Source organism: Pseudomonas sp. AL10, from assembly GCF_029960685.1.
GTDB classification, from domain to species: Bacteria; Pseudomonadota; Gammaproteobacteria; order Pseudomonadales; family Pseudomonadaceae; genus Aquipseudomonas; species Aquipseudomonas lactis.
Map to the genome: position 1 here is coordinate 195,155 of NZ_JASBQZ010000001.1, position 26,072 is coordinate 221,226.

The window sequence follows — 26,072 nt, forward strand, 5'->3', positions numbered from 1 at the left end:
CATGGAGTCCGCCGCCTGCGGATTCCGCGGGCTTTGCTGCGCGGCATACAAAATTCTGACGCCAAAAAGCCACTTCCCTCTAAAACTCCTACGCTACTGTCTGTAAACTCCTGCATGGCCGCCCGCGTCGGGCCCTGCGAGCCAACGAGTTCGACATGACCCGCACCCATGAAATCCGCCCCGATCTGGACGAAGGCATCGACCGCAAGGTGCTGACCCAACTGCGCGCGCGTTTCATGACCCTCAATCAAGGCCGCATGGCCCGGGCCGTCGAGGGGCTGACGCCACGCCAGCAAAGCGTGCTGGCTTTGTTGCCGCTGTTTTTCCACGTCAATCACCCGCTGTTGCCAGGCTACGTCTCCAGCAGCACGCCGGCCGGGTTGTCGAATTTTGAACCGGACGCCCAGGCCCTGGCCGATGCCCAGCGCCTGACCCGCTCGTTTTCCTATAAACCGCGCCACGGTAACCCGCCTACGCCGATCCACGGTTTGTTCCTGATGGGCAGCCTGGGCACGCTGGCCCAGGCCGATCAAAGCGATATGGATGTGTGGGTGTGCCACGCCCCCGACCTGAGCGAGACCGAGCTGGCCGAGCTGCGCAAAAAGTGCCAACTGCTGGAAACCTGGGCCTTGGGCATGGGCGCCGAGGCGCATTTCTTCCTGATCGACCCGACGCGCTTTGTGTTGGGTGATCGCGATACACAATTGAGCTCCGACGACTGCGGCACCACCCAGCACTACCTGCTGTTGGATGAGTTCTATCGCACCGCGATCTGGCTGGCCGGACGCACGCCCATCTGGTGGTTGGTGCCGGTCTACGAAGAAAACCGCTACGCCGAGTTTACTCACGCACTGATTTCCAAGCGCTTTATCCGCGCCGATGAAACCCTCGACCTCGGCCATTTGGCTCATATTCCTCCGGGGGAATTTATTGGCGCCGGGCTGTGGCAACTGTTCAAGGGCATCGAGTCGCCCTATAAATCGGTGCTCAAGCTGCTGCTGACCGAGGTCTACGCCAGCGAACACCCGAAGGTGCAATGCCTGAGCCTGCGCTTCAAACAGGCGGTGTTCAGCCATCAGGTAGACCTGGATGAGCTGGACCCGTACATCATGGTCTACCGCCGCATCGAGGAATACCTCAAGGCCCGCAACGAGCTGGAGCGCCTGGAACTGGTGCGCCGCAGCCTGTACCTGAAGGTCAACCGCAAGCTCAGCGCCGGCCAGCGCACCGCCGGTTGGCAACGGCAGCTGCTGGAACGCCTGGCGCATGAGTGGGGCTGGGACACGCGCCAACTGGCCCTGCTGGACAGCCGCAGCCAATGGAAAGTGCGCCAGGTCGCCTCCGAGCGCCGTGCTCTGGTCAATGAGTTGAACTACAGCTACCGCTTCCTCACCCAGTTCACCCGCAGCGAACACACCGCCAGCGCGGTCAATAAACGCGAGCTCAATGTACTGGGCCGCCGCTTGTATGCGGCGTTCGAGCGCAAGGCCGGCAAGGTCGAGTTCATCAACCCCGGCATCGCCCCGGACCTGGCCGAAGACACTTTGACCCTGGTGCAGTCGCCCAACCGCAAGGAGCCGGGCCAGCACCATTGGGGCCTGTATAACGGCAACCTTACCGCTCTGGAGTGGGAACACTTCGCCCCGATCAAACGCAGCCGCGACCTGCTGGAAATGCTCACCTGGTGCCATCGCAACGGCGTGATCGACAGCAGCACCCGCCTGGCGCTGCACCCCGGCACCAGCGACATGACCGAGTTCGAGCTTTTCAACCTGCTGGGCAGTCTGCAACAGACTATCGCCTTGCCCCTGGCCAGTGTCGATGAGAGCCGCTTGCTACGCCCGGCAGTGCCGGAAGAGGTGCTGCTGCTGATCAACGTCGGGGTTGATCCGCTCAAGCATCATCGCGACCTGAATATCCTGATGACCACCGAGCGCACCGACTCCCTGAGCTATGCCGGCGTGCGCGACAACCTAGTGCTGACCCTGGACCAGGTCACGCTCAACAGCTGGAACGAAGTGATGGTCAGCCGCTATGACGGCCCCCACGCCCTGCTCGACTGCCTGCGCGACTACCTCAACCAACTGCCATCGAACCATCTGCCACGCCTACGGGTGCGCTGCTTCTGCCACAACCGGGCACAGTTCATAGCCCAGCGGGTGGAAGAGGTATTCGACACCGCGCAGCATCTGCTGCTCAGCCAGGGCAATCATCGCTACCTGCTCCAGGTACAGCAGCATTACCACGTGATGGAACTGGTGCCGGGCCAAGCCACCCATGTATCACTGCCGAACCAGGACGCGCTGATCGCCTACCTCAGCGAGGAGCTGGTCAGCTATAGCCCGTGGCACCTGGACGCCATGGCCTTGGAAGACCACGACCTGGCGCTGCTGCTGCCCATGGGCCAAGCCGAGTGTGTGCAGGTGTTCTACCGGGTCAATGAAGGCTTCGCCGACGTCTACGTGCTCGACGAATTCAACGCGCTCTGGCAACAGCGCTTGCCGTTTCATGATGAGCAAAGCCTGTTGGCGCCGTTGCAGCGCTTTTTGCAATCGATCCTGTATCGCCGCGAAGCACTATCGTCCCTGGACACCCAGCAACCCGCGGGCGAGATACAGATCCTGTATTACCAACTGTTGCCATCGGGCAGCGGCCGTGCGCGGGGCGTTGAGCCAAGGCCGGCCCCGCAAGACCCGGCCAACAAGGCGTTTTATGACGTGCAGGCCATTATCGGCAAAGGCACGCCAGGCCACGTAGGGATCACCCTGTACTGCAATCAGCGGGAGTTTTCCGAACTGGAATTTGGCGACCAGCTGTTTACGGTGGTCGCCCGGGAGATCGTCGGGCAACGTCGGGAAACCGAGCGTTACCGCTGCTATATCACTGACCTGGATCTGTCGGGGCTGCTCGGTGATGTGCAAAGCCCAAGCAATCTGTACCTGCGCTATAAAGCCGAACTGGAACAGTCACTCAATGCGGCCTTCAATCAGGTTTAGAGCGGGAAGGCGCCGCCATCTTTGGGCTGGCCTTCGACGCTGAGCAATTCCAGCTTCAGGATCTTGCCGCCAGGCGCCGGCCAGTCGATGTGCTGGCCCACTTGCAGGCCGAGCAACGCGCTGCCTACCGGCGCCATGATCGAAATTTTGCCTTCGTCGGCGTTCGCGTGCTTGGGGTAGACCAACGTCAGGTGATAGTCCTTGCCGCTGCTTTGCTCACGGCAATGCACGCTGGAGTTCATGGTCACGACACCCGCAGGCACTTCATCGTGACCAACCACGTCTTCGGCGCGGTCGAGTTCGGCTTGCAATGCTTCGGCGCCGGGAGAGTTGTCGCCCAAGCGGTCGATCAGTTGCTCCAGACGCTGCACGTCAAGACGGGTAAGAATGATGGACGGTGCGGTGGTCATGATTCAGGCAGACTCCTTTTTTCTGCACAAAAAAGCAAAACCCCGCCAGGAAAAGGCGGGGTTCTCACGGACCTCGATGAATGGAGGTGTATCCGGACACTACCACAGCGACACAAATAAACAAGACGCCGTCAGGTGCTCGCCTTGCGCTGCTCGGCCTCTGCACAGATCACCCGGCGCCGCGCATCGTCGGCAGAGCGCCATTCCCGGATGTCTTCCACATGGCGGAAGCAGCCAAGGCAAACTTTCTGCTCGTCCAGGCGACACAAACTGATACAAGGTGACGGCACCGCCGGGCTGACATTGCTGAACAGCGGCTTGGGCGGGCGTACGGTTGCAGGCTCACTCACCATCAGATCTCGTCGAAATCCAGTTCGTCGCCGGTGTATTCCTGGACCAGGCGGGCGAGCATCTCACCCAGCAACTCTTCACTCTTGTCGCACTGCCACTTACCGCTTTCTTCGTCGTAATCGAAGTGAACGCCACCGGAGCGCGCCGCCAGCCACAGCTGACGCAGCGGCTCCTGGCGGCTGAAGATCAGTTGCTGGCCGCTCTCGAACTTGACGGTCAGCACACCGGCCGAGTTTTCCAGATCCACGTCCAGGCCGCTGTCGTCGAAAATATCTTCCAGCCCCTGCTGGGTGGTATCCACCAGGTCGTGAAAACGGGCTTCGGTCAAACTCATTGTGGCAACCTCAAAAGTGTCTGGTTTTGCTCAAGCGCCGCACGATACGGGCGAGCTTCGCCGATTGCAAAGGATACTGATTTCATCACGGATGACGGTACGAAATATCCCCAGGCATCGTAGCCTGCTTCCCTACTGTCTCGGCAAACCCCCGCCGGACGGGTGTTGCGGCGCATAGGCAAGCTGGCGGGTGGTCGGTATACTCGGGCGCAATTAATGCATATTCAAGGATTTCGCCATGAAGCGCCTGATCTCTTCCCTTGCTGCGCTCGTCGCGGTCGCTTGCCTCGTTAGTGCCTGTGGCCAGAAAGGCCCGTTGTACCTGCCCGATGACAGCAAAGATCCAAACGAACAGGCGCAATCGTCGCAAAAGACGTCAAAAGCCCATAAGCACGACACCTACTAAGCCAAGGGAAACTTATGGACGCTTTTAACTACCGGGACGGCGAGCTGTTCGCGGAAGGCGTGGCCTTGTCCGCGATTGCCCAGCGCTTCGGCACCCCGACCTATGTGTACTCGCGTGCGCATATCCAAGCCCAATACCGCTCGTTCACCGACGCGCTCGACGGCGTGCCGCACCTGGTGTGCTACGCAGTCAAGGCCAACTCCAACCTGGGTGTACTCAATGTCCTGGCGCGTCTTGGCGCTGGTTTTGACATCGTGTCCCGTGGCGAGCTGGAACGCGTACTGGCCGCCGGCGGCCAGGCGGACAAAATCGTCTTCTCCGGCGTCGGCAAGAGCCGCGACGACATGCGCCGCGCCCTGGAAGTCGGCGTGCACTGCTTCAATGTCGAATCCACCGATGAGCTGGAGCGCCTGCAAGTGGTCGCTGCCGAGATGGGCGTGCGTGCGCCGATCTCCCTGCGCGTCAACCCGGACGTCGACGCCGGCACCCACCCGTACATCTCCACCGGTCTCAAAGAGAACAAGTTCGGCATTGCCATCGCCGACGCCGAAGACGTGTACATCCGCGCCGCCCAACTGCCGAACCTGGAAGTGCTGGGTGTCGACTGCCATATCGGCTCGCAACTGACCACCCTGCCACCGTTCCTGGATGCCCTCGACCGCCTGCTGGGGTTGATCGACCGCCTGGGCGAGTGTGGCATCTACCTGCACCACATCGACCTCGGTGGTGGCGTGGGTGTGCGTTATCGCGATGAAGAGCCGCCGCTGATCGCCGACTATATCCAGGCCGTGCGCGAGCGCATCGAAGGCCGCGACCTGACGCTGATGTTCGAGCCAGGCCGCTACATCGTTGCCAACGCTGGCGTGTTGCTGACCCAGGTCGAGTACCTCAAGCACACCGAACACAAGGATTTCGCCATCGTCGATGCGGCGATGAACGACCTGATCCGCCCGGCGCTGTACCAGGCCTGGATGGATGTCACCGCCGTGACGCCGCGCGCAAGCGAAGCCCGCGCCTATGACATCGTCGGGCCGATCTGCGAGACCGGCGACTTCCTGGCCAAGGATCGTGAGTTGGCGCTTGAGGAAGGTGATCTGCTGGCCGTGCATTCGGCCGGTGCCTACGGGTTTGTCATGAGTTCCAACTACAACACCCGCGGGCGTACCGCCGAGGTGCTGGTGGACGGTGATCAAGCATTTGAAGTGCGTCGCCGCGAGACGGTAGCCGAGTTGTATGCTGGCGAAAGCCTGCTGCCGGAGTAAGCCATGCTGCTGCGTTTTACCAAGATGCACGGGCTGGGTAATGATTTCATGGTCCTCGACCTGGTCAGCCAGCACGCGCACATCCTGCCCAAGCACGCCAAACAGTGGGGCGATCGCCACACCGGGATCGGTTTCGACCAGTTGCTGCTGGTCGAGGCGCCGAGCAACCCGGAGGTGGATTTCCGCTACCGGATCTTTAACTCCGACGGCTCCGAAGTGGAACAGTGCGGCAACGGCGCGCGCTGCTTTGCGCGCTTTGTGCTCGACAAGCGTCTGACTGCCAAACGCCAGATTCGCGTCGAAACCAAAGGTGGCGTGATCGAACTGGACATCCGCAACGATGGCCAGATCAGCGTCAACATGGGCGCGCCGCGCCTGGTGCCGGCGGATATTCCGTTCCAGGCCACCGAGCAGGCTCTCAGTTACGCGTTGGAGGTGGATGGCAAAACCGTGCAGATCGCCGCCGTGTCCATGGGCAACCCCCATGCAGTGCTGCGGGTCACCGACATCAATAACGCCCCCGTGCACGAACTGGGGCCGAAGATCGAACATCACCCGCGCTTTCCGGCACGGGCCAATGTGGGCTTTTTGCAGGTAATCGACCGTAACCGTGCGCAATTGCGCGTATGGGAACGCGGCGTCGGCGAAACCCAGGCTTGCGGCACCGGTGCTTGCGCCGCTGCCGTGGCCGCGATCAGCCAGGGGTGGATGGATTCGCCGCTGTTGATCGACCTGCCCGGTGGACGTTTGTCCATCGAATGGGCAGGCCCTGGCCACCCGGTGATGATGACCGGGCCGGCCACGCGTGTATACGAAGGACAGGTCCGTCTATGAGTGAGCCAAGCTAATGACCGATAAGCCTCAAGTACCCGCACACGCAACCCCGAGTGAAAGCCTGGAGGCCGCTGCTGTCGCGGCGTACCTTGAGGCTAACCCGGACTTCTTCGTCGAACACGAAGAGCTGCTGCCGGCCCTGCGCATCCCTCACCAGCGCGGCGATACCGTATCGCTGGTGGAGCGGCAGATGAAGATCCTGCGCGAGCGCAATATTGAAATGCGCCACCGGCTCTCTCATCTGATGGACGTGGCCCGCGACAACGACCGCTTGTTCGACAAGACGCGCCGCCTGATTCTGACCCTGATGGATGCCACCAGCCTGGAAGAAACGGTGATCGCCGTGGAAGACAGCCTGCGTGAGGATTTCCAGGTGCCCTTCGTCAGCCTGATCCTGTTCAGCGACAACCCAATGCCGGTGGGTCGCTGGGTCACAGGTGGCGAGGCGCAGACGGCCATCGGCGGCCTGTTGTCCGAAGGCAAGACCGTCAGCGGCACCTTGCGCGAGCATGAACTGGACTTCCTGTTTGGCGCCGAACAGCGCAAGCAGATCGGTTCTACGGCCGTCATCGCCCTCAGCCATCAAGGCTTGCACGGCGTACTGGCCATCGCCAGCCGCGACCCGGCGCACTACAAAAGCTCGGTGGGCACGCTGTTCCTGACCTATATCGCCGAAGTGCTGGGCCGCGTCCTGCCGCGCCACACCACCAGCCTGCGCGCGGTGCGCTGATCATGGAGCGGCAACTGGACGCTTACTGCGCTCACCTGCGCAATGAGCGCCAGGTGTCGCCCCATACGCTGGAAGCCTATCGGCGGGACTTGAACAAGGTCCTGGCCTATTGCGAAAAACAGCACGTCAGCAGTTGGAAGGCCCTGGATATCCAGGCCCTGCGCAGCCTGATCGCTCGGTTGCATCTGCAGGGCCAATCCTCACGCAGCCTGTCTCGTCTGCTGTCGGCGGTGCGCGGCCTCTATCACTACCTCAATCGCGAAGGCCTGTGCGACCACGACCCGGCCAATGGCCTGTCACCGCCCAAAGGCGAACGGCGTCTGCCCAAGACCCTGGATACCGACCGCGCCCTGCAACTGCTCGACGGTGCCGTCGAGGATGACTTCCTGGCCCATCGCGACCAAGCCATCCTTGAGCTGTTCTATTCCTCGGGCCTGCGCCTGTCGGAGCTGACGGGCCTGAACCTCGATCAACTGGACCTCGCCGATGGCTTGGTGCAAGTGCTCGGCAAAGGCAGCAAGACCCGCGTACTGCCCGTGGGCAGGAAAGCCCGCGAAGCCTTGCAGCTATGGCTGCCGCTACGACTGCTGACCAACCCGGCAGACGATGCCGTGTTTGTCAGCCAGCAAGGCCGGCGCCTGGGGCCACGGGCGATTCAGCTGCGGGTTAAGGCCGCTGGCGAGCGGGAGCTGGGGCAGAATCTGCACCCGCACATGTTGCGTCACTCCTTTGCCAGCCATCTGCTCGAATCCTCCCAGGACTTGCGCGCCGTGCAGGAACTGCTCGGGCACTCGGATATCAAGACCACGCAGATCTACACCCACCTCGACTTCCAGCACCTGGCAACGGTGTACGACAGCGCCCATCCACGGGCCAAACGCATCAAGGGCGGCGACTCATGAGTATCAAGCTGATCACCTTCGACCTGGACGACACCCTCTGGGACAACGTACCCGTCATCATCAGCGCCGAAGCGTCGATGCGCGAATGGCTGGCAGTTCACGCATCCAAGGTTGGCGAGCTGCCCCTTGAGCATTTTGCCAGCCTGCGCCAGCAGATGCTGCAGCGTCATCCCGAACTCAAGCACCGTATCAGCCTGCTGCGTCATCGCGTGTTGATGCATGCGTTCGAGGAGGCCGGTTATCCCCAACCTGAGGCCACAGAGATGGCGGATGTCTGCTTCGAAGCGTTCATCCATGCACGCCACCAACTCAGCGTGTTTCCGGAAGCCGAGCCGATGCTCAAGGCGCTGCGCCAGCACTTCCTGCTCGGCGTGATCACCAATGGCAATGCCGATGTGCAGCGTGTGGGCCTGGCGGACTACTTTCACTTTGCCCTGCGCGCTGAAGATATCGGCATCGCCAAGCCGGATGCACGGCTGTTTCAGGAGGCGCTGCAACGTGGCGGTGTGGACGCCAGCGCGGCTGTGCATGTGGGCGATCATCCTGGGGATGACATTGCCGGCGCGCAGCAGGCGGGGCTGCGGGCGGTGTGGTTCAACCCCACGGGCAAGGCCTGGGAGGGTGACAAGCACCCGGATGCGCAGATTCGCAGCCTGACGGAGTTACCGACCTTGCTGAGTCGCTGGAGTTAACACGGCCCCCCAATGTGGGAGCTGGCTTGCCTGCTCCCACATTTGATTTATGGTGACCTGAGAGATTTAATTCCAGACATGAAAAAGCCCGCAGCGACGGCGGGCTTTTTCTCACAAGCAGGAGGCAGACCTCAGATAGGTCGGCTGCCGTACTTGTTATCCGGCTTCTTCGGTGGATCAGCCACCACGTTGGCCTCGACTTCCTGCACTTTGCCGCCTTTAGCGAGGAACTCTTCCATCGCACGGGCCAGGGCATCGCGCTCTTTGTTCTTGGCTTCAACGCTCGGCAACTCGTCTACCGAAACAGCCGCCTTGGCTTTGCCTTTGGCTTTGGGAGCCGCGTCATCGCCCACACTGTCATCGGCGTCGCCAGCAACGTCTTCGGCCGCTACTTCAAGACCTTCTTCGGTGTCGTCTTCATCACCTACTTCGAGGTCGTCTTGTTCCAGATCATCGTCGCTCATGTTCTACCTCATGACTTGCGAAAAGCAGATTAGTTATAGCCCAGCTTCACCCTCTGTCGAGGTCACTGGAAAAAAATCAACATCCACTGAATAGCCAGTGGCTTATGCCCCTTCACCGTGCAAGGTGGCGAGGACTTTACGAGCACCGCCATGATCACGGTGCTCGCCCAGATAAACACCTTGCCAGGTCCCTATCGCCAAGCGGCCGGCCTTGACCGGCAAACTCAGCTGGCAGCCCAGCAGACTGGCCTTGAAGTGCGCCGGCAGATCATCCGGACCTTCGTCGTTATGTTCAAACCCTGCGCGACCTTGTGGCACCAGCAGGTTGAAAAAACGCTCGAAGTCACGGCGAACCGCCGGGTCGGCATTCTCGTTGACGGTCAACGAGGCCGAGGTGTGCTGCAGCCACAGATGCAACAGGCCCACACGGCACGCCTTCAATTCAGGCAAGCCGGCAAGCAACTCGTCCGTTACCAAGTGAAAGCCCCGGGGCTTGGCCCGCAGGGTAATCAGGGTCTGTTGCCACATACAGTTCTCCGCCCATCGGCGCGCATTCTAGCGCGCTCTGAGAAAAAACAAAGGGCCGAATACGCCTTCATGCCTGTAAGACATTTGCACCCTTAGAAGTGCTGTGTGGATCCCATCACAAAGTCGATAAAAAACCCATGCACCTTTAGCCACAGACAAACGCCAGGCAAAAAAATGCCCGGCAAGCCGGGCATGTTTTTTTCGCCTGGTTACAAGTTGTAGCCGCGCTCGTTGTGTTGCGCCAGGTCGAGGCCAACCGCCTCTTCTTCCTCGGTGACACGCAGGCCCATGACCATGTCGAGCACCTTGAGGATGACGTAGGTCACGATCGCCGTGTAGATCACGGTGAAGCCCACCCCTTTGCACTGGATCCATACTTGGGCTGCGATGTCGGTCACGGTGCCGAAGCCGCCCAGTGCAGGGGCTGCGAACACACCTGTGAGGATCGCACCGACGATACCGCCGATACCGTGCACGCCGAAAGCGTCCAGGGAGTCGTCATAACCCAGCTTGCGCTTGAGGCTGGTCGCGCAGAAGAAGCACACCACACCAGCGACCAGGCCAATCACCAGAGCGCCCATCGGGCCCACGGTGCCCGCTGCTGGCGTCACGGCGACGAGGCCGGCGACCACGCCCGAGGCGATACCCAGCGCGCTTGGCTTGCCGTGGGTGATCCACTCGGCAAACATCCAGCCCAAGGCCGCGGCGGCGGTGGCGATCTGAGTCACCAGCATCGCCATGCCGGCGGTGCCGTTGGCCGCCGCAGCGGAACCGGCGTTGAAGCCGAACCAGCCGATCCACAGCATGGCCGCACCCACCAGGGTATAGCCCAGGTTATGCGGGGCCATCGGGGTGGTCGGGAAGCCTTTACGCTTGCCGAGCACGATGCACGCCACCAGGCCAGCCACACCCGCATTGATGTGCACGACGGTGCCGCCAGCGAAGTCCAGCACGCCCCAGTCCCACATCAGGCCGCCGTTGCCGCTCCAGACCATGTGCGCAATCGGCGCATAGACCAGGGTGAACCAGATAGCCATGAAGATCAGCATCGCGGAGAACTTCATACGCTCAGCGAAAGCACCAACGATCAGCGCCGGGGTAATGATGGCAAAGGTCATCTGGAAGGTGATGAACACGGCTTCCGGAAACAGCGCCGCCGGCCCGGTGATGCTGGCCGGGGTGACACCTGCCAGGAACGCCTTGCCCATGCCGCCAAAGAAGGAATTGAAGTTGACCACGCCCTGTTCCATACCGGTGGTATCGAACGCGATGCTGTAGCCGTAGACGACCCAGAGGATGCTGATCAGGCCAGTGATGGCGAAGCACTGCATCATCACCGACAGAATGTTCTTGGAGCGGACCATGCCGCCGTAGAACAGCGCCAGGCCAGGGATGGTCATGAACAGCACCAGCGCGGTGGCAGTGAGCATCCAGGCGGTGTCGCCGGAATTGAGGACTGGAGCAGCCACTTCATCTGCCGCCATGGCCAGGCTTGGCATTACGATGGACAGCAGGGCTCCGAGCCCTGCGAATTTACGCAGAGTCATATTGTTTTCTCCTGGGGCGTTGGGGTTTGGCGGCTTAGATTGCGTCGGTATCGGTTTCGCCGGTACGGATGCGAATAGCCTGTTCCAGATTGACCACGAAGATCTTGCCGTCACCGATCTTGCCGGTGTTGGCCGCCTTGGTTATCGCCTCGATAACCCGATCAAGATCCTTGTCGTCAATGGCGACATCGATCTTCACCTTCGGCAGGAAATCGACCACGTATTCCGCGCCGCGATACAGCTCGGTATGACCCTTCTGCCGACCGAAGCCCTTGACCTCAGTAACGGTAATGCCCTGCACGCCGATCTCGGACAGTGACTCGCGAACATCGTCCAACTTGAACGGCTTGATGATGGCAGTGACTAGCTTCATGAAAACTCTCTCCCGAATTTGGTGGACTTGCCCCAGGAAAACAAACCCGTCTCAAGTCTAAGCGCAGTGCCTGGCTTTGTAACGCATCGTCGCCTCGGCATTTGCCGTCGCGACGCCAGCGAACCACTGGTGACGAGCCCTGTACCCCGGATCCGTCGGCGCACTGCATTCGTCACAGCGACTGCATCAGTGCATGGGTCATGATCGTCTAAGCAGAAACCTTGCCAGCTCCGTAAAAACCACTGAAATCAATCCATTGCCCGCTTGTGCCCACCTACGGGGCGCCTGCGCGGCCGCAATGCGCATCAAAACAGTGCGTGGCCGCCCGCCCCAATGCGCGAAAACCGTGCGCAGCAGGGCGTAAAAATGACTATAGACGCTGCGTGATACACTGCCGGCCAACTGTTTTCCGGAATATGTCCAATGCTCGCGCCCAAAGACTTCCTCGACGCCCTGAGCGGCCACGCCTCTCGCCTGTTCAGCGGTGACACCCCGCTGCCCCGCAATGAAATCGAAAGCCAGTTCAAGGCTTTGCTACAGAGTGGTTTCAGCAAGCTCGACCTGGTCAGCCGGGAAGAGTTTGACAGCCAGATGGTGGTGCTGGCCCGCACCCGTGCGCGGCTGGAGAGCCTGGAGGCGAAGGTGGCTGAACTTGAAGCCCGGTTGACGCCACCTTCTGCTGAGTGAACGCGATTGTTGTGGGAGCTGGCTTGCCTGCTCCCACACTTGTTTTGCGTTGCCGCCCGGATACGTTCTGTAAAACCTCCCCCGCCCCGCTCCATCCCACCTCGTCTACCCTTGAAAAAACCGCAGGAAGCGGCCCTCCCATTCAAGGAACGAGCATGTCCCTCGCCATTGTCCACAGCCGCGCCCAGGTCGGTGTGGAAGCCCCAGCCGTCACTGTCGAAGTGCATATGGCCAATGGCCTGCCGTCTCTCACCTTGGTGGGTTTGCCCGAAACCGCAGTGAAGGAAAGCAAGGACCGCGTGCGCAGTGCCATCCTCAACTCGGCGCTGCAATATCCGGCCCGGCGCATCACGCTCAACCTCGCGCCCGCCGACCTGCCCAAGGACGGCGGGCGTTTTGATCTGGCGATTGCCCTGGGCATCCTGGCGGCCAGTGTGCAAGTGCCGGCGTTGATGCTCGATGACGTGGAATGCCTAGGGGAATTGGCGCTGTCCGGCGAGGTGCGCGCGGTGAAGGGGGTATTGCCGGCCGCGCTGGCAGCGCGCAAGGCCGGGCGCACCGTGATAGTGCCACGCGCCAACGCCGAGGAGGCCTGCCTGGCGTCGGGGCTGAAGGTGATTGCGGTGGACCACTTGCTGCAAGTAGTGGCGCACCTGAATGGGCACGTACCGATCGAGCCCTACAGGTCCGACGGCTTGCTGTACCTGAACAAGCCTTACCCGGACCTAAGTGAAGTACAGGGCCAACTCGCGGCCAAGCGAGCATTGCTGATCGCGGCGGCGGGCGCGCATAACCTGCTTATGTTGTAAAACAATACACCTAGGAATGAGTCGCCAAAGTCCCCCCTCCCCTTCCAGACGTTGGTGAAAAAGAAGGGAGGGAGGGAGGGCTATTCTGTACCTCATGGGATTTTGACTTCTGGCTATCCTATTGCCTCTGGCAAGTCCCCTTACCAACCAGATGTGCCAAGGCTGCGAGCGGTTGGCTATTTATGCAGCATCTCCATCGGAGATCAGATCAAGCAGACGATCAAGCATGCACGTAATTTCTTAATATTTTTCCTGGGCAGCATGGCAGAATGCCATGTCTGCTCTGGCCCGCCGGTAAGCAGCGCTATAAATCGAAAATCCTAAGGTAATTTATTAGGTATTAGACAATGAGTTAAGGAGCCTAGTGGTGCTGCTATTTAGATACTTCAAGTGGCTTTTAGCAAATATCATATAGTCGGACACTCTGCATATTTTTATATAACGGATGCAAAATTAAAAGGATAAGTGTCAAATGAGTTCAGCAATCACCCCTCAGCTTGTGCAGCGTGTTTTTGAGTTATATCTCGAGAACAAATTAGTTGTAAATCGTAGATATCAGCGAAAGCTAGTATGGGATATTGAGGAAAAGGAGAAGTTCATCGACTCATTGGCTAAGGGGTACCCCATCCCTATGATCCTGACCTCAAAGCAGGAAGGCGTCGGGGTTGATATCGGCGCATTGGAAATATTGGACGGGTTACAAAGGCTAAATGCAATAACATCTTTTATCGAATGTGACTTCTCTCTGGGTGGGAAGTTTTTCGATTTAGAGACAACATCTCTGACCAAAAGTTTGAAGGACGAAGGGAAACTAAAGCAAAGACAGCCAATGCTTGATTCCAAAGTTTGTTCAACCATATTGAATTACCAGATACCATTCTTGACCACGCACATAAACACGCCAGATTTTATTGATGAAACATTCAGAAGGATAAATACTGGCGGAAGAAGGCTGTCAATGCAAGACGTAAGACAGGCTGGATCACTAGGGATTATCCCTGAAACTATTAATAAGATATCTAACTATGTAAGAAAGGACTCATCAAGAACTGATATTGTCACATTGCGAAACATGAAAAATATCAGCATTGGAGATGACAAGTTAAACTACGGGATAAACATTAAAGATATTTTTTGGGTTAAGAGCGAGATAATAAGAAAGGAAGATATTCGGGAGTCCAGGGATGAAGAGCTGATTACTCACTTGCTCAGCTACGTTTCGGTGCCAAAGGAATGCCATACAACATCTGACTATCTAAATAAAGTATATGACTCGTCCACAAAAGAACATCAACAGCTAGCTAGCACCTTAGAAAAGTACAAAGAAGATTACATTATAAAGTCTTTTAATTTTATATTCGACGAGCTAAATAAAGTATTTAAAGACGATAGAGGTAGTTTTTCCAACACTATATTTACAAAACAAAAGCAGAAATCCTCTACATGCTTTCAAGTTATATTTTTATCCATGTATGAGCTTATCATAAATGAAGCTATGGCTGTAAACAACTATAAAGATTTGCATGAATCTCTTAGGGGTATATATGACAAGCATTATAGTTCAATCATGACTAATGGCAGAAAGTGGCATAACGAAGAAAGAACAAGCCTGATTGAGGCTACGAAAGGCATAATACGGAAGCATTTCGTAAAGTCCAAGGACAATAAATTTGAACCTGGAAACTGGATCAGGAACATTGAAAATATAATTAATGAATCAAAGACAGAGCAGCAATCTTATGACTTCAAGATGGGCTTAATGACTCTGTCAAATAGCAAAAAAGAATTAAACTTTGATCTTATAGATAAAATACTAAAGACTTTAGTGGCAATGACAAACAGCATCACTGGCGAGTGCACTGTAATTGTCGGCGTGGCGGAGAGCGAATCAGATGCGAAAGAGCACGAGTCAAAGTTCAATAGAAGCTTTATCAAATACTCCAGCAAGTTTATTGTAGGGATTGATTGCGAGGCTGATTACTTGCATGATGGAATTGACTCATACTTAAAAATAATTAAGGACTACATAGGGAAAAGCAAGCTTATATCAGAAGCCTTCAAGTTTAGAATATTAAATAAACTCTCTAACTTCACCTATAAAGAAAAAGAGATTCTAATATTCAGAGCTGAGCGAGGTGTGTCGCCAGAGGCATATGACAATAAGTATTTCGAACGTCATTTATCACATAACGCTGAAATAAAACCTGGTGCAGCTATGAATGATTTATTTAAAAGATTTTGACCTTAACATCAACTAACCAGGTTAGGACTTGGGCGGGCGCACCCACTCGTGGGCGCCCCACTCAAGTGCTTTTATTTACCACATGGGTCTCATGGCTTTTTCCGCTATATGGGCGCTATGTGAAAGCGCCTCAGTCAGCTTCGCCTGTCCATTGCAAATGAGTACACGTCGGGGATTGAAACCCGAACATTCAGCAGTGGGGCAAGGCTCACTTTTCAAGTAGCCGCGTGCGGAAAAGGCATGCTCGCGGGCGTTCGGGTAAGCGAGTTGAGTACCCAGCGTGTCCTCGTCGACACGGTAGCCGCCCATCGTTGCCCGCTTACAACGTTGCCTTCCTGGTGGGTTGATCAAATAGGTCTGGATGACGCTGGTAGGGGCTCGGCCTGACTAGGTAGAATGATCAGATGCCAGCATTCACCTGAGCTGATGGCCAGTCGGAAGGAAGCGGTTCTTCTTCATGGTATACACACCCACAGCAATTTGCCTGCGGGCAGATCAGGCCAACAAGGGAAGCCGAAGGCAAGGTATGGAAGACAAGGCATTTTGGAGAAACGAGCGTGTAGCATTCCTCGCGCTCACGACAGTAAATGGCATCGGCTTTTGGTCGCTTCATAAAATTGCGCAAGCGAACTACGGTTTCAAAGAAACGCTGAGGACGCCAGGGGCAGTAGGAGTGGAGAAGCCCCTTGCTGCTGCGGGTTATGACGGAGAGTCTGGCCAGGAATCGCTGTGGGCGGAGGGGATTGCGCTAGCGCGAACTCTTACGGGCCTAGGCATTAGGCTGGTATTCAAAGGCGAAGCAGAGTTTCCCGAGAAGTTAAGAGCCATCCCTGACGCTCCAGAATGGATTTTTATCCAGGGCCTACCCGAAAATCTCGGCAAACCGTCAGTGGCGGTCGTGGGAACAAGAAAGCCGTCTGACGATGGCCTGTTTCTGACCAAGTACGTGCTAGGCGTATTGGCCGGGATAGGTTGCGTTACCGTAAGTGGCCTGGCGTTAGGGATCGACCAAACAGCGCACATTTCGTCTATCCGGTATTCCCTACCCACCGTAGCAGTTCTCGGAACAGGAATTCTTCAAAACTATCCGAAGGGCTCCAATGAGCTACGGGAGGAGATTCTGAAAGCCGGTGGGAGTATCGTTTCCGAATACCTGCCGAATCAATCCTACAGCGCTGAGAATTTCGTCCGCCGTAACAGAATACAAGCGGCTCTGTGTGACGTCCTAATTCCCGCTGAGTGGAGCATAAAAAGCGGCACGGCCCACACAGTTAAATATGCAAGTAAGTATCAGAAACGGATAATAAATGTGTTTCTTCCAGGGACTCAAAGTTCTCGCCCGGAGATACCATTTTCAGCCGCCGAATATGGTGCCTCATGGTACGAAGTACCTACAAAAACAGAAAGCCTGATTCTATTTCTGAAATCAGTGTTGCTGGGCATCGCCGGTAGCTCAGCTGATAGTCAGACGGAACACATCTCTGACACAGAGACAGAGAAGAACACTTTAGAGTCGCCCCCAGATCAGGATTTGACGCTGCCGGCAGCGCCGAAGAAGCCGCCTCAGCCGGAGCAAAGGACTCCACCCACGCAGGAGCCAGAGGACGATCCCGACAGCCCAAACGAACCAAGCCAACTCCCCCTAATTTAATCAGGAAGCGTAGAAAGGATGCTAATTTTAACTACTTCCCCGGCAGCCATAATACGGAATGGCCAACCAGCGAAAGATATCGTCCAAGCAATGATCCGCATTGCCTCTAACGGCAACCTGGTTGGTGTGATATCTAATCATGAGAAACCTGCATGGTTCGACCAGGAGTTCGTCGGATCTAAGGTGACATTTATCCCAACGGATGCTCGCCAAAATGGTGAGATAATCAAAACCATCGCCAAAAACTGCAATGTAAAAACGCACGATATTTTGGTACTAGCCGTCAAAGCAGAAGACTTGCAGATGGCTAAAAATGGGAGAGCCGTACTTGTGGCGGCTGGTTGGTCTACTGACCCACAAATTAAGGGGCTTGGACTAAAAATCAATTCGGTACAAGAGCTTGAAGAACTGACCGTTTTGACGAACGGCTGGAACGGAAAATGGTGGTTTGAAGGAAAGGCAAACACCTACACCATTCATGCGCTGGTAGATTTGTCGACACTTCATAAAGGGGTAACGCAGCAGGTTTTTGCCCAGAAGCTGACTTCGACGGTGAAGAAAGGAGGATCTAGTCTCGCGGCGCTATTGGCAGTCACAGCCCGTTCTATGCTGATTAACAACATCGATCAAACGCCAGAACTATTGTGGGGCGTATATCCTTCATCTGGGAATACCTGTAGCGCAGATGAGGTATTAACGGACTTTACGCACCGGTTACGCACAACCACTTCTAGGGTTCGATTTGCGAAGCTGGGAGAACCCCTTTTTATCCGCCACACAGCATCAGAGAAACGCTCGGCCAATCGTGGTGGCGACCGCACGAACCCCGCTGGACAGATAACGACCCTTCACCTGAATCCTTTCTACAAAGGGAAGATAGGTGGCCGCAACGTGATCGTCATTGATGATTGCACCACATACGGCGTGTCGTTCGGTGTAGCAGCTGCTTTTCTGCTTAAGGCTGGCGCAAACTCTGTCCATGGGATTGCCCTTGGCAAATTCGGCAACCAGCTTTCGTATTACGATATAAGTATCAACAGTGACCCGTTTAGTCCAATAGCTGCGGACGGATTTACCAGCGCAAATCTAGGCCGCTTCCCTGGTGCAACCGACAGTACAGCACAACAGGTGCTTCAAGCGTTGATACCCTGATTAGCCTTGGGAGTCGCGATAAACGCCCCCCAGAGGCATTGAGGCTCTGCTTCTGCTCTGCCGTGGCCTCGTCCGTTGATCGTGCGCAGCGCAGCGAGCATTCGCCGGAGGCGGTTGCCTAGCCCTTGATCTTCAAACAATAGCGACATTACAAGAGCCAAAGCCTTAGGCCCGCAGGGGCCGGGGCAAGGCTCTGGACTGCACACACAAAAGCAGGATCTCGCACAGTTCGGCAGTTATCTCGGCGACCTAACTGAGATTTTGCTGTGCTTTACGATTACAGGCTTTTATTCGCTTTTGATTTGCACGATTAAAGATAGATTATTGGCTTTTCGCCAATCTGTATCTTGGCCTGTAATTTCAAGGGTTCCAGACGCATTACGAGCCGACCGGATAGGGGTGCTATGCCCTCTCGCCAGGGGTTCTATGCCCCATTACCAGGGGTTCCGTGCCCCAAAAAAGGGGTGCTATGCCCCCAAAATTTCAGGGGTGCTATGCCCCTTGCAGGGGTGCTATGCCCCGTCCAATGCGCATTCAACACTGGGATTTTTGGAAATTGAGCCTCCGTAATGACAACCCCCCGGTACAGGGGGGTATCGAAGAGATTGACAGAGGTTCTATGCGGTTTCTACGGTTGCTAGCTGTTCAGCATACGACTTAGATGACGTTGCTGACTCCGTGATGGTGGCTTCGTCATTGTGATGAGTCCCGTATCACCAATAACACCTGCCCAGCGGATCTCGCTATTCATAACTTCAAACGCTTTTCTCAAATCTTTCCTAAAATCAATAAGATTTTTAGACTGACTACCGCATAATTTATGGATGGTTTCAACTTTGTACCTCATCGGCTTGGCATGAGTTGAATAAAAACCATGAAGCCACAGCGCAAGCGGGTGATTCCTAAGTGCTAACCGTCCTTTCCAGTCAAGCATCGTCCAACCATCGGCTGAGTATAACTTCACAAGTTTTTTATTAATCGTAATACTTTGTAGGCCTGTAGTATCATCACGCATATGGTGATGTATAAGTTGACCCGCATACGATCTATCACCGTCAGAGACTTCAACAACGGAAGTCATGAGTCGCAAAAATGACTCTTTAAGCCACTCTCTCTGAGACTTCCCAGTCTGACGACCAATACTTTTAAGAAACCTGTGAGCTGAAAACTCAACGCTATCGCCAAGCTTTGAATTACGTGAGATATGTAAACACTGCTCCCAAACATCCAAATCTGCTTGATCGAGCTGCGGCCCAGTGTGTTTGATATATACGTCACCGGCAGCGGTTATCGAACCAGAATTGTAAGCGCGTTTTCCCCTACCAATCGCACCGAAAAGCGCGCTACGCAGAATCGAGTTTGGCACGCCGCGAGTATCTTCCGGCCAGTCTCCAAGTATGCCATCGCTACCGGCGCCCGTATTAAACGTCAACGCTCTTTGTAAGTTGCGAAGATTTTGGTCTTCACTATTATAAAACGAATCACTCATTAGCATCACCGCTTCTGAGTTCTTTCAATACCTGGTCAACCTGGCGAGACTCTACTACTGTAACCCAAATTGTTCTTTGCCTATATCCTTCTGCACGCATGCGGGCGGCGTATTCAGCTTGTCTGGTAGCCCCAGATCTTGTTTTGTGTACAACAGGCTCTTTCATAAAATATCCAATAATTGGTCACTGCTGACAGATTACGATTCAGTCAGAAGTGACGCAAATGGTATTTCAAGGTCAACTTAACAGACCTGCTTTTTTAGTTGAATTTACTGGGGTTTTAGAAAGAAAAATATTTTCGTCACTTCTGAGTTAATCGTTTTTTTAGCGCCCACCGGGCCTGGGGCCGTTATTTTGATCATCAAGGTCATGGCCGTTGCGCTTCCAGCTAGGCATGCGGCGCTCTTGCTCCCTCCTCGCTCGTTCGTCAGCGTCTTCTTGCTCGTGTATCCGTGAAGCCTGCGCTTCAGCTACTGCCGCATTGATGTGCTCTTGACGATCTTCCTCGACCATCACTGCGTGCTCCTTTTCGATGCCTGATGCTTTTGCTGTGGCTTCAGCTAGAGCTTTGCGATCAAACGCACGCCCAGGACGATCTATGTTAATACCGGTAGCGGCGCCGAATGCCGTCTTGAAGATAATTCCAACACGTTCTGCAAATAATTCGTCCGACTTTGGCGAAGCAAATGGCGTATTCCAGAGTTTCTTAGATGCTGCCGCTGCTCGCTTAACTTCTTTCTGCAATTGCTTTTTAAACTCATCTTGAAAAAACCGGATCACCGGATCGTCTGTCTGTAATATTGATATTTCACCAACATCCACACCGGATGTTATATCGCTTTTAGCGCTACCACACCTTTCACTATACCCAGCTATTTGATTACCATTACTGCTAGCAAAGTCAGCAGCAGCAGACTTAACGTCAGGATGATCGATAGTGCTATTTTCAAATTCTTCGTAAGCTGCAATGAGCTCGCTAAACTCTGATTCGAGTTCATTAACCTGCTCGTCAATCTCCAGTTCTCCGTTTGTAAATCCTTGATCTCTTGATCTTTGCGGGTTATGGCGTCTTTCCGTTTCCGCAGCTCGATCTGCCATAACGCCTTGGAATCTTTGCTCAATCGATCCTTGTGGAGTTCTTGTTTCTCCATAAATTTCGCTTTCGCTAATAGCTTTTGCTCCGAAGTTAGCCTTGTCATATATATCCCCTTTAAATCTCATGGCTTTTTGATCATCGCCAAACTTTACTGACAGATAATCGTCACCATTTCTTGTTATTGTACCGCCCAGCTCAACAAACAGATTTTGTATGTCTTCTCGGCAAGTTATATGCCCTGAGCCAACCAGTTCACACACAAGGTTGTGAACATCTTTTTTGGTCGCTGACTCCTTGTCGAATGAGTTTACTTTTAAGTCCCGTATAATTCCTGGATCACGTGGATTAGTTAGCCCAAACTTTTGGCAGGCATGGTCTACATAAGCATCATTCTCTTTAATAAATGCTTCGTTGTTTCCCTTGCCACGCTTACCGTCATAATTTGGCGGGAAGGGGTTCCTGTACTTGCCACTTTCCAAATGAACACGGGGCATCATGTAGTGTATTTCAAGCCGCCCAGTATGCGTGTGCTCAATTGCAAGAAATTGCCTTGCATCATCGGGCACCCCAGCGAAAGCAAAATCTTTGAAATCTTGTAATATTTGATCTTTAATTTCGGGATTAGCCGCAATCTTTACCGTTTCCTCCGGACTGAAACTTAGTACGCCGGTGGTGTACTTGTTTTTAAATTCCAGCTTATCGCATATAAATTTTATCGCTTGCGGGTCTCCCTCCAATATTACCGGTTCAGGGTCTCGCGGCTTCCATTCTTCGGCTTCCTTGTCGAAATAAGTCTCCCCCAAAAAGTAATCGATGGCCTTACCAGCGTTGGTTGTCCATTTCGATAGTCCATTAATCATTAGAGGGCCTCCCACGTCGTTTTTGGAGCTTTTCCGATTCCAGGGTGACGAGATATACGTCCTGCCGGATATCGTTCAGCACGTGCAGCATTAGCGCCGTCTGCGCGTTGTGCTTGTACGTATTCGCATGCTTACTCAACATATTTAAGTTTGAATTAATTCGACCATAACAGCTAACCAACTCGCGAATAACTGGTCGTACATCAGCCTTGGCTTCGACAACTTCCCGACTTTCGATCAACGCGACTACCAATTCTGCAAGGCCCATCCCGGCCTTTGCAGCCTTGGCCTTGAGCTTCGCGTGCTGAGCTTCAGAGAGTTTTGCCTGAAGGTGAATAGTTCGTTTCATGTTCGCCTCTTGTTTTAGGTCTTGTTTTAGGTCTTGTTGTTAGGGGCATGGGGGAACCCCATTGGGTCAAGGGCAAAGCCCTTGCAAGGTCAAGAACATGTGAAACATGTTCTTGAGGAGCCTTGTTCGCTCTTATTCCACGCCATGAGATTGCACAGTTTCAAGTGTTATTTTCCCTCACTCACATATATAGTGAACAAAAACAACAAGAAGAAAGGTCAATCATGAAAGCGCCAAAAATCACTGCATCCTTGATTTTACTGATACTTTCTCCATCATCCTTCGCTGATGTTTTAGTAAGTGATGAAGCCTCGTTTAAGCAAAAATATTCTGAGAACCTCACACGGACAATCGAAGCCGGTAAGCAATTCGTCATAGAAAATGCAAAATTAGTTGCCAGTGGGATAGCCGCAGAATATGAAGCCGAAGCAAACAATAACGGCCTTGCTAACTTGGCTGCTCGCTTAGAAAAGGGAGAAGAGGAAAGACAGAACCTTGAGCAGCTAGAACGCTCTCAACCTGCGCGGGGTGCTTGTGACACGCTTACGCTATCAAGCGACCTAGGTGAAACTGCATGCGCTGAACTTAATCAAATAGAACAGCTGTCCAAAAACCGCGCTAAGCATTATTCAGTCGCTACAGGCGGCGGAATCATGAACACTACCCGAGTAACTGACGTACAGGACGTTAACAACGCTAACAACAAAACCGCAACAGAAGTCATGGATCAGTGCGACCAGCTCGAAGGTAGCTGCAGTGACCCTAGGTTGTGGCTATCACAAACTGCGCTGACAGCTGATGAATACAGGGCACTGCAACTGCAAAACGACATTGCAGCTAATGTAAAAATCGCAGTACCGCAAGTCTCCGGGCTTATTCCCGGCTCGCCTGAGCACGCCAGAGCTCTCGTGCAAGATTTGAGAAGGGAAAATACACGCGAACAGAATAGAGCCAGTCTTGATGCAATCCAAGTCGCTCAACATGGCACGCTGATTAACGGTGTGCGTGCACCTGGTCGGGTGGAGCTTTATGAACAGTACGACGATAAGCACTCCGGTAGCAAAAAGTGGATATGTGCAATAACAAATAGTTGTACTGACAGTTATGTGCCGCCAGCAGAAGCTCAGCGCCAAAGCGCTGAAATGAAGGCTGTCGAGATTTCGTTAGCATTAGACCAATACAAATCTAATCTGAGGAGTGAAGCACTATTGAATAGTGCGTTGCTCAATGTACTTAATGACAGTAAGCCAAAACAATAATAAGAGGTTTAATATGGCAGACTTTTTACGGTTGACTCAAAAGCAGAAAGAACAATTTAACGAAATATACAAGAAGTATCACGAAAGCTTTGAGCTTAACGAAAGTGAACGGCTTAATGCTGCAATTTCAAACGAATATGATTCTTTGTCTATGGAACCCACTGGGCAATATGTTTTGATTTCAAAAACAGAAGTCCACCCTCAGGTATGGACTGCATTAGGTCGAGCAAGTGTCGGCAAGATTCAAGACTTCGATAACGGTGATGAAGATCCCGAATACAACAAAGCGAGAAAGGTTGATTTAAACGTGCTGGAAGCGCTGTTAAGACTTCTTGTCAGCCTGATCCAGTCCGCGACAAACGCCCTAACAGGTGGGTCAGGGGATGATGGAGACGGGGACGGGCAGACCCTTAAATCGAGCAAAAAGCCCCGGCAGCGCTCGGATGACGGCTATGTCCGCTAACGCCTATTCCCCTCGACTTGGAGCCAACCAATGAAATTCCATGCAACAATCACTTCAGCTGTTGTAGCCGCTGCGGCGACCATGGCGCATGCAAATGCGAGTGTTAACGTCATTTATTCGAAAGCATCGCTTGAGGCAAAGAACTCCGCCAAGGCTTTGCTCGAAAAACATGACTTTTCGCTTTTGGTCGATTCAAATCTCAACGACCTTGCGGCGGCAATGAAACTCGACGATAAACCGCTGAAAATCGACGTGGGCAAGCTTGTAGCGGCGTTTGAAGGTGCAGACTCAACGACCTTGAACATCTACAACCCGAATCTCAGTAGCTGCTATGGCAACTGTTACACGAATTGCCATGGTTCTAGAAGCTGGAGGTAGGTCAGGGATGGACGCAGTGACGCGTGACCAGCACAGCGGATGCGCTTGAGCCGCTGACAGCTAGCCGCCGAAACGGCGAAGCAGCGAACTCGCCCGCCCCGGCCATGCTGGGGTTTTTATTGCCTAGGCACCGATGAACTAAAAGTGAGTATGTGCCGATATATAAATAACCGGCGTCACGCACGACTCATCAAAAACACACAAGCAATCATATTGAATTTATCATTCAACCTGGTCGAAAAATCTCTAGAGCACAATAGCTAAAGCTTCGTGCACGCTCGGTTTGACCGCGATTCAGCCTTGGGTTTGGCGTACCCGGCTTTGCGTAAGTCACTACGTGTAGCGTCAAGTTCAGCCCAGAGCTCGTTGGCATGCGTGGCAGTAAATTCCTTCACTACTTCCTGATCTTTAAGCGCATCACGGAACTCGGAAAGCACCAGCGCAGCACAACGAAGCTGGTATAGCTTACGGCTCCACTTCATGTCCTCTACCTCTTTCTTCCTCTTGTCTTCACGAGCTTGAAACCAGTCCTCAAGCTGCTTGAACTCCTTCTCGTTGAGTGCCGATTTAACTTGCTCAGGCATGACGAGCGCATCTCTAGGGAAGCTACCAAGCATTTTTTCAACACCGCGTTTCTTCGTCTCGTCGTAGGTCGTGCGTATCAGTTGATACACCGTTTTAAGCTCGCGAATCTGCATGCTGGCAGTCTCCCATGGTTGTCTACATAAGATCATGATATCACCACATACCGATTGATCATATATGGGTATGCGGCCATATACGAAGAATTAATTAATCGGTATGCCGACTCGGCATACCGATTGTAATTTTATGATAATTAATCTGTATACCCATCTAGAGCATCTGGGTAATCGTAAGGTGGCTATCGGTCAGTGGGCAACGCCCGCTGGCTGGTAGGCGCCCGCTGCCGGCAGGCGATCTTGCCTTGCTATGTTGGGAGACCATGCGTAGGGAAGAGACCATTTGCAATGCAGCGGCGACCATAGAGCAAGGGTGACGGCTATGTGATCGCGTCGAGTCTGCATGAAGGCTTTACTGAAATCGAAGACACAAAAGCCCGCAGGAGCGGGCTTTTGCCGGAGGGATGTTAAACCACCCATTGCACCTTTATTTGGCGGCTTTCTCCACCTCAGCCGTCTGTGACATTTTCGCAGCTAGGCCAGATCCAAAGGCTGGTTTGACCTCAGTGCTGTAGCGACTGACATCACCAGCCTGCCAGGTTTTCATTTGAGACAGGTTGTAGATGAACAGTGCCGTCCAGGCAGACATTGCCAGACCAGACCAGATGCCGATCTGAAGGGTTGGCTCGTACAACGCTGCAACAGCATTACGGGAATAGATCATCGCTGGAATGAGTCCAATAACGTTTGCGGCAAACCAGGCGAGAAAACCACCGAAGGCCGACCGGATGACGATGTCGTAAAACTTCCATGCAAATGTTTCATTTTGGACAAATAACTCACCAGCTGCGTTTTCGACGCCCCGAACCATCAAAATGCGTTTGCCCAAAATATTCAGTGCTGCGAACCACACCCGGTTTTTTACATCTCCACGCAACCCAGCAAAGCACAGCTGCATTTCTGCCGGGATGACCATACGCTTGACTTGGCGACCGTCGATTTTTGCTGAAACCGACGTGATTGCCTTTGAGCCTGCAATAGGCTCGATATCAGTGATGGCACAGTCAGCATAGAAGTATTGAGGCACGAGAACATCCTGTTGCAAGCGTAAAAGGGGGATAAGGATCGCAAAGTGCCAGTCTCCCTTGCCATCCCCGTACCAGAGC

At 54.2% G+C, this 26,072-nt stretch carries 26 protein-coding genes and 1 pseudogene; 15 read left to right on the forward strand and 12 right to left on the reverse strand.

What is annotated here, in order from left to right; translation table 11 throughout:
* Window positions 1–155 precede the first annotated feature (155 nt).
* Window positions 156–2,996 carry a class I adenylate cyclase gene (locus QK296_RS00960; protein WP_282390491.1) on the forward strand — a complete coding sequence of 947 codons (2,841 nt, stop codon included), beginning with the start codon at window positions 156–158 and terminating at the stop codon, window positions 2,994–2,996.
* Here the strand turns inward: QK296_RS00960 and rnk are convergent.
* From rnk to cyaY, 3 genes are all read right to left on the reverse strand, one after another.
* Window positions 2,993–3,406, reverse strand: coding sequence for a nucleoside diphosphate kinase regulator (gene rnk, locus QK296_RS00965; protein ID WP_212614851.1), 414 nt, complete (start codon window positions 3,404–3,406; stop codon window positions 2,993–2,995). The two genes, QK296_RS00960 and rnk, sit on opposite strands and share 4 nt — an antisense overlap.
* 131 nt (window positions 3,407–3,537) lie before the next feature.
* Window positions 3,538–3,756, reverse strand: a complete 219-nt coding sequence (locus QK296_RS00970; protein ID WP_032897694.1) for a DUF1289 domain-containing protein — start codon at window positions 3,754–3,756, stop codon at window positions 3,538–3,540.
* 2 nt (window positions 3,757–3,758) lie between these two features.
* Window positions 3,759–4,091: an iron donor protein CyaY gene (cyaY, locus tag QK296_RS00975; RefSeq protein WP_003195412.1), complete on the reverse strand. Its 333-nt coding sequence runs from the start codon at window positions 4,089–4,091 to the stop codon at window positions 3,759–3,761.
* A 238-nt stretch (window positions 4,092–4,329) separates the two neighbouring features.
* Here cyaY and QK296_RS00980 point away from each other — a divergent pair, with 238 nt between their 5' ends.
* Genes QK296_RS00980 through QK296_RS01005 form a run of 6 tightly spaced genes read left to right on the forward strand, consistent with a single transcriptional unit; the run spans window position 4,330 to window position 8,917 of the window.
* On the forward strand, window positions 4,330–4,497 hold the full coding sequence (locus tag QK296_RS00980; RefSeq protein WP_212614852.1) for a lipoprotein: 168 nt from the start codon (window positions 4,330–4,332) through the stop codon (window positions 4,495–4,497).
* A 14-nt stretch (window positions 4,498–4,511) separates the two neighbouring features.
* Window positions 4,512–5,759 (forward strand): diaminopimelate decarboxylase, encoded by a 1,248-nt coding sequence (gene lysA, locus QK296_RS00985; protein WP_057710197.1) that lies wholly within the window; start codon window positions 4,512–4,514, stop codon window positions 5,757–5,759.
* Window positions 5,760–5,762: 3 nt separating this feature from the next.
* Window positions 5,763–6,593: a diaminopimelate epimerase gene (dapF, locus tag QK296_RS00990; RefSeq protein WP_094774729.1), complete on the forward strand. Its 831-nt coding sequence runs from the start codon at window positions 5,763–5,765 to the stop codon at window positions 6,591–6,593.
* Window positions 6,594–6,606: 13 nt separating this feature from the next.
* A complete protein-coding gene (locus tag QK296_RS00995; RefSeq protein WP_003195421.1) occupies window positions 6,607–7,323 on the forward strand; it encodes a DUF484 family protein in 717 nt (238 codons plus the stop codon).
* Between the two features lie 2 nt (window positions 7,324–7,325).
* Window positions 7,326–8,225, forward strand: a complete 900-nt coding sequence (gene xerC / locus QK296_RS01000) for a tyrosine recombinase XerC (RefSeq protein ID WP_003195423.1) — start codon at window positions 7,326–7,328, stop codon at window positions 8,223–8,225.
* Entirely contained in the window at window positions 8,222–8,917 is a 696-nt protein-coding gene (locus tag QK296_RS01005) for an HAD-IA family hydrolase (protein ID WP_282390492.1), read from the forward strand. Before xerC ends, QK296_RS01005 begins: the two co-directional genes overlap by 4 nt.
* A 131-nt stretch (window positions 8,918–9,048) precedes the next feature.
* Here the strand turns inward: QK296_RS01005 and sutA are convergent, their stop codons facing one another.
* The 4 genes from sutA to glnK form a co-directional block, all read right to left on the reverse strand.
* Complete coding sequence (gene sutA, locus QK296_RS01010; protein WP_282390493.1) at window positions 9,049–9,381, reverse strand: transcriptional regulator SutA; 333 nt, start codon at window positions 9,379–9,381, stop codon at window positions 9,049–9,051.
* A gap of 102 nt (window positions 9,382–9,483) precedes the next feature.
* The gene (locus tag QK296_RS01015; RefSeq protein ID WP_003195429.1) at window positions 9,484–9,909 is read right to left on the reverse strand and encodes a secondary thiamine-phosphate synthase enzyme YjbQ; all 426 of its coding nucleotides are present in this window, start codon (window positions 9,907–9,909) and stop codon (window positions 9,484–9,486) included.
* A 209-nt stretch (window positions 9,910–10,118) separates the two neighbouring features.
* Window positions 10,119–11,456, reverse strand: a complete 1,338-nt coding sequence (locus tag QK296_RS01020; protein WP_020302863.1) for an ammonium transporter — start codon at window positions 11,454–11,456, stop codon at window positions 10,119–10,121.
* Between the two features lie 34 nt (window positions 11,457–11,490).
* Window positions 11,491–11,829 (reverse strand): P-II family nitrogen regulator, encoded by a 339-nt coding sequence (gene glnK / locus QK296_RS01025; protein ID WP_002555808.1) that lies wholly within the window; start codon window positions 11,827–11,829, stop codon window positions 11,491–11,493.
* A gap of 423 nt (window positions 11,830–12,252) precedes the next feature.
* Here glnK and QK296_RS01030 point away from each other — a divergent pair, with 423 nt between their 5' ends.
* The 5 genes and pseudogenes from QK296_RS01030 (at window position 12,253) to QK296_RS01050 (ending at window position 18,370) form a co-directional block, all read left to right on the forward strand.
* On the forward strand, window positions 12,253–12,516 hold the full coding sequence (locus QK296_RS01030) for an accessory factor UbiK family protein (RefSeq protein WP_003195432.1): 264 nt from the start codon (window positions 12,253–12,255) through the stop codon (window positions 12,514–12,516).
* Between the two features lie 155 nt (window positions 12,517–12,671).
* A pseudogene (locus tag QK296_RS01035) lies at window positions 12,672–13,319 on the forward strand (magnesium chelatase domain-containing protein); the annotation flags it as partial.
* A gap of 478 nt (window positions 13,320–13,797) precedes the next feature.
* Window positions 13,798–15,567 (forward strand): DUF262 domain-containing protein, encoded by a 1,770-nt coding sequence (locus tag QK296_RS01040; RefSeq protein ID WP_282390494.1) that lies wholly within the window; start codon window positions 13,798–13,800, stop codon window positions 15,565–15,567.
* Window positions 15,568–16,093: 526 nt separating this feature from the next.
* On the forward strand, window positions 16,094–17,218 hold the full coding sequence (locus tag QK296_RS01045) for a DNA-processing protein DprA (protein WP_282390496.1): 1,125 nt from the start codon (window positions 16,094–16,096) through the stop codon (window positions 17,216–17,218).
* Window positions 17,219–17,308: 90 nt separating this feature from the next.
* Entirely contained in the window at window positions 17,309–18,370 is a 1,062-nt protein-coding gene (locus QK296_RS01050; RefSeq protein WP_282390497.1) for a phosphoribosyltransferase, read from the forward strand.
* A gap of 637 nt (window positions 18,371–19,007) precedes the next feature.
* Here QK296_RS01050 and trfA read toward each other — a convergent pair.
* The 3 genes from trfA to QK296_RS01065 all read right to left on the reverse strand — a co-directional run bounded on the left by trfA (window position 19,008) and on the right by QK296_RS01065 (window position 22,165).
* Window positions 19,008–19,859: a plasmid replication initiator TrfA gene (gene trfA, locus QK296_RS01055; protein WP_192101479.1), complete on the reverse strand. Its 852-nt coding sequence runs from the start codon at window positions 19,857–19,859 to the stop codon at window positions 19,008–19,010.
* A 325-nt stretch (window positions 19,860–20,184) separates the two neighbouring features.
* Entirely contained in the window at window positions 20,185–21,816 is a 1,632-nt protein-coding gene (locus tag QK296_RS01060; protein WP_282390498.1) for a relaxase/mobilization nuclease domain-containing protein, read from the reverse strand.
* Window positions 21,809–22,165 (reverse strand): hypothetical protein, encoded by a 357-nt coding sequence (locus tag QK296_RS01065; protein ID WP_282390499.1) that lies wholly within the window; start codon window positions 22,163–22,165, stop codon window positions 21,809–21,811. Before QK296_RS01065 ends, QK296_RS01060 begins: the two co-directional genes overlap by 8 nt.
* 122 nt (window positions 22,166–22,287) lie before the next feature.
* Between QK296_RS01065 and QK296_RS01070 the strand changes: the two genes are divergently transcribed.
* The 3 genes from QK296_RS01070 to QK296_RS01080 are packed head-to-tail and all read left to right on the forward strand — an operon-like array spanning window position 22,288 to window position 24,265.
* Complete coding sequence (locus tag QK296_RS01070) at window positions 22,288–23,424, forward strand: hypothetical protein (RefSeq protein ID WP_282390500.1); 1,137 nt, start codon at window positions 22,288–22,290, stop codon at window positions 23,422–23,424.
* A 13-nt stretch (window positions 23,425–23,437) separates the two neighbouring features.
* The gene (locus QK296_RS01075; RefSeq protein ID WP_282390501.1) at window positions 23,438–23,887 is read left to right on the forward strand and encodes a hypothetical protein; all 450 of its coding nucleotides are present in this window, start codon (window positions 23,438–23,440) and stop codon (window positions 23,885–23,887) included.
* 30 nt (window positions 23,888–23,917) lie between these two features.
* The gene (locus QK296_RS01080; RefSeq protein ID WP_282390502.1) at window positions 23,918–24,265 is read left to right on the forward strand and encodes a hypothetical protein; all 348 of its coding nucleotides are present in this window, start codon (window positions 23,918–23,920) and stop codon (window positions 24,263–24,265) included.
* A 260-nt stretch (window positions 24,266–24,525) separates the two neighbouring features.
* Here the strand turns inward: QK296_RS01080 and QK296_RS01085 are convergent, their stop codons facing one another.
* Together QK296_RS01085 and QK296_RS01090 are read right to left on the reverse strand one after the other, a co-directional pair.
* A complete protein-coding gene (locus tag QK296_RS01085) occupies window positions 24,526–24,963 on the reverse strand; it encodes a hypothetical protein (RefSeq protein WP_282390503.1) in 438 nt (145 codons plus the stop codon).
* A gap of 430 nt (window positions 24,964–25,393) precedes the next feature.
* On the reverse strand, window positions 25,394–25,993 hold the full coding sequence (locus QK296_RS01090; RefSeq protein WP_282390504.1) for a hypothetical protein: 600 nt from the start codon (window positions 25,991–25,993) through the stop codon (window positions 25,394–25,396).
* Window positions 25,994–26,072 lie beyond the last annotated feature (79 nt).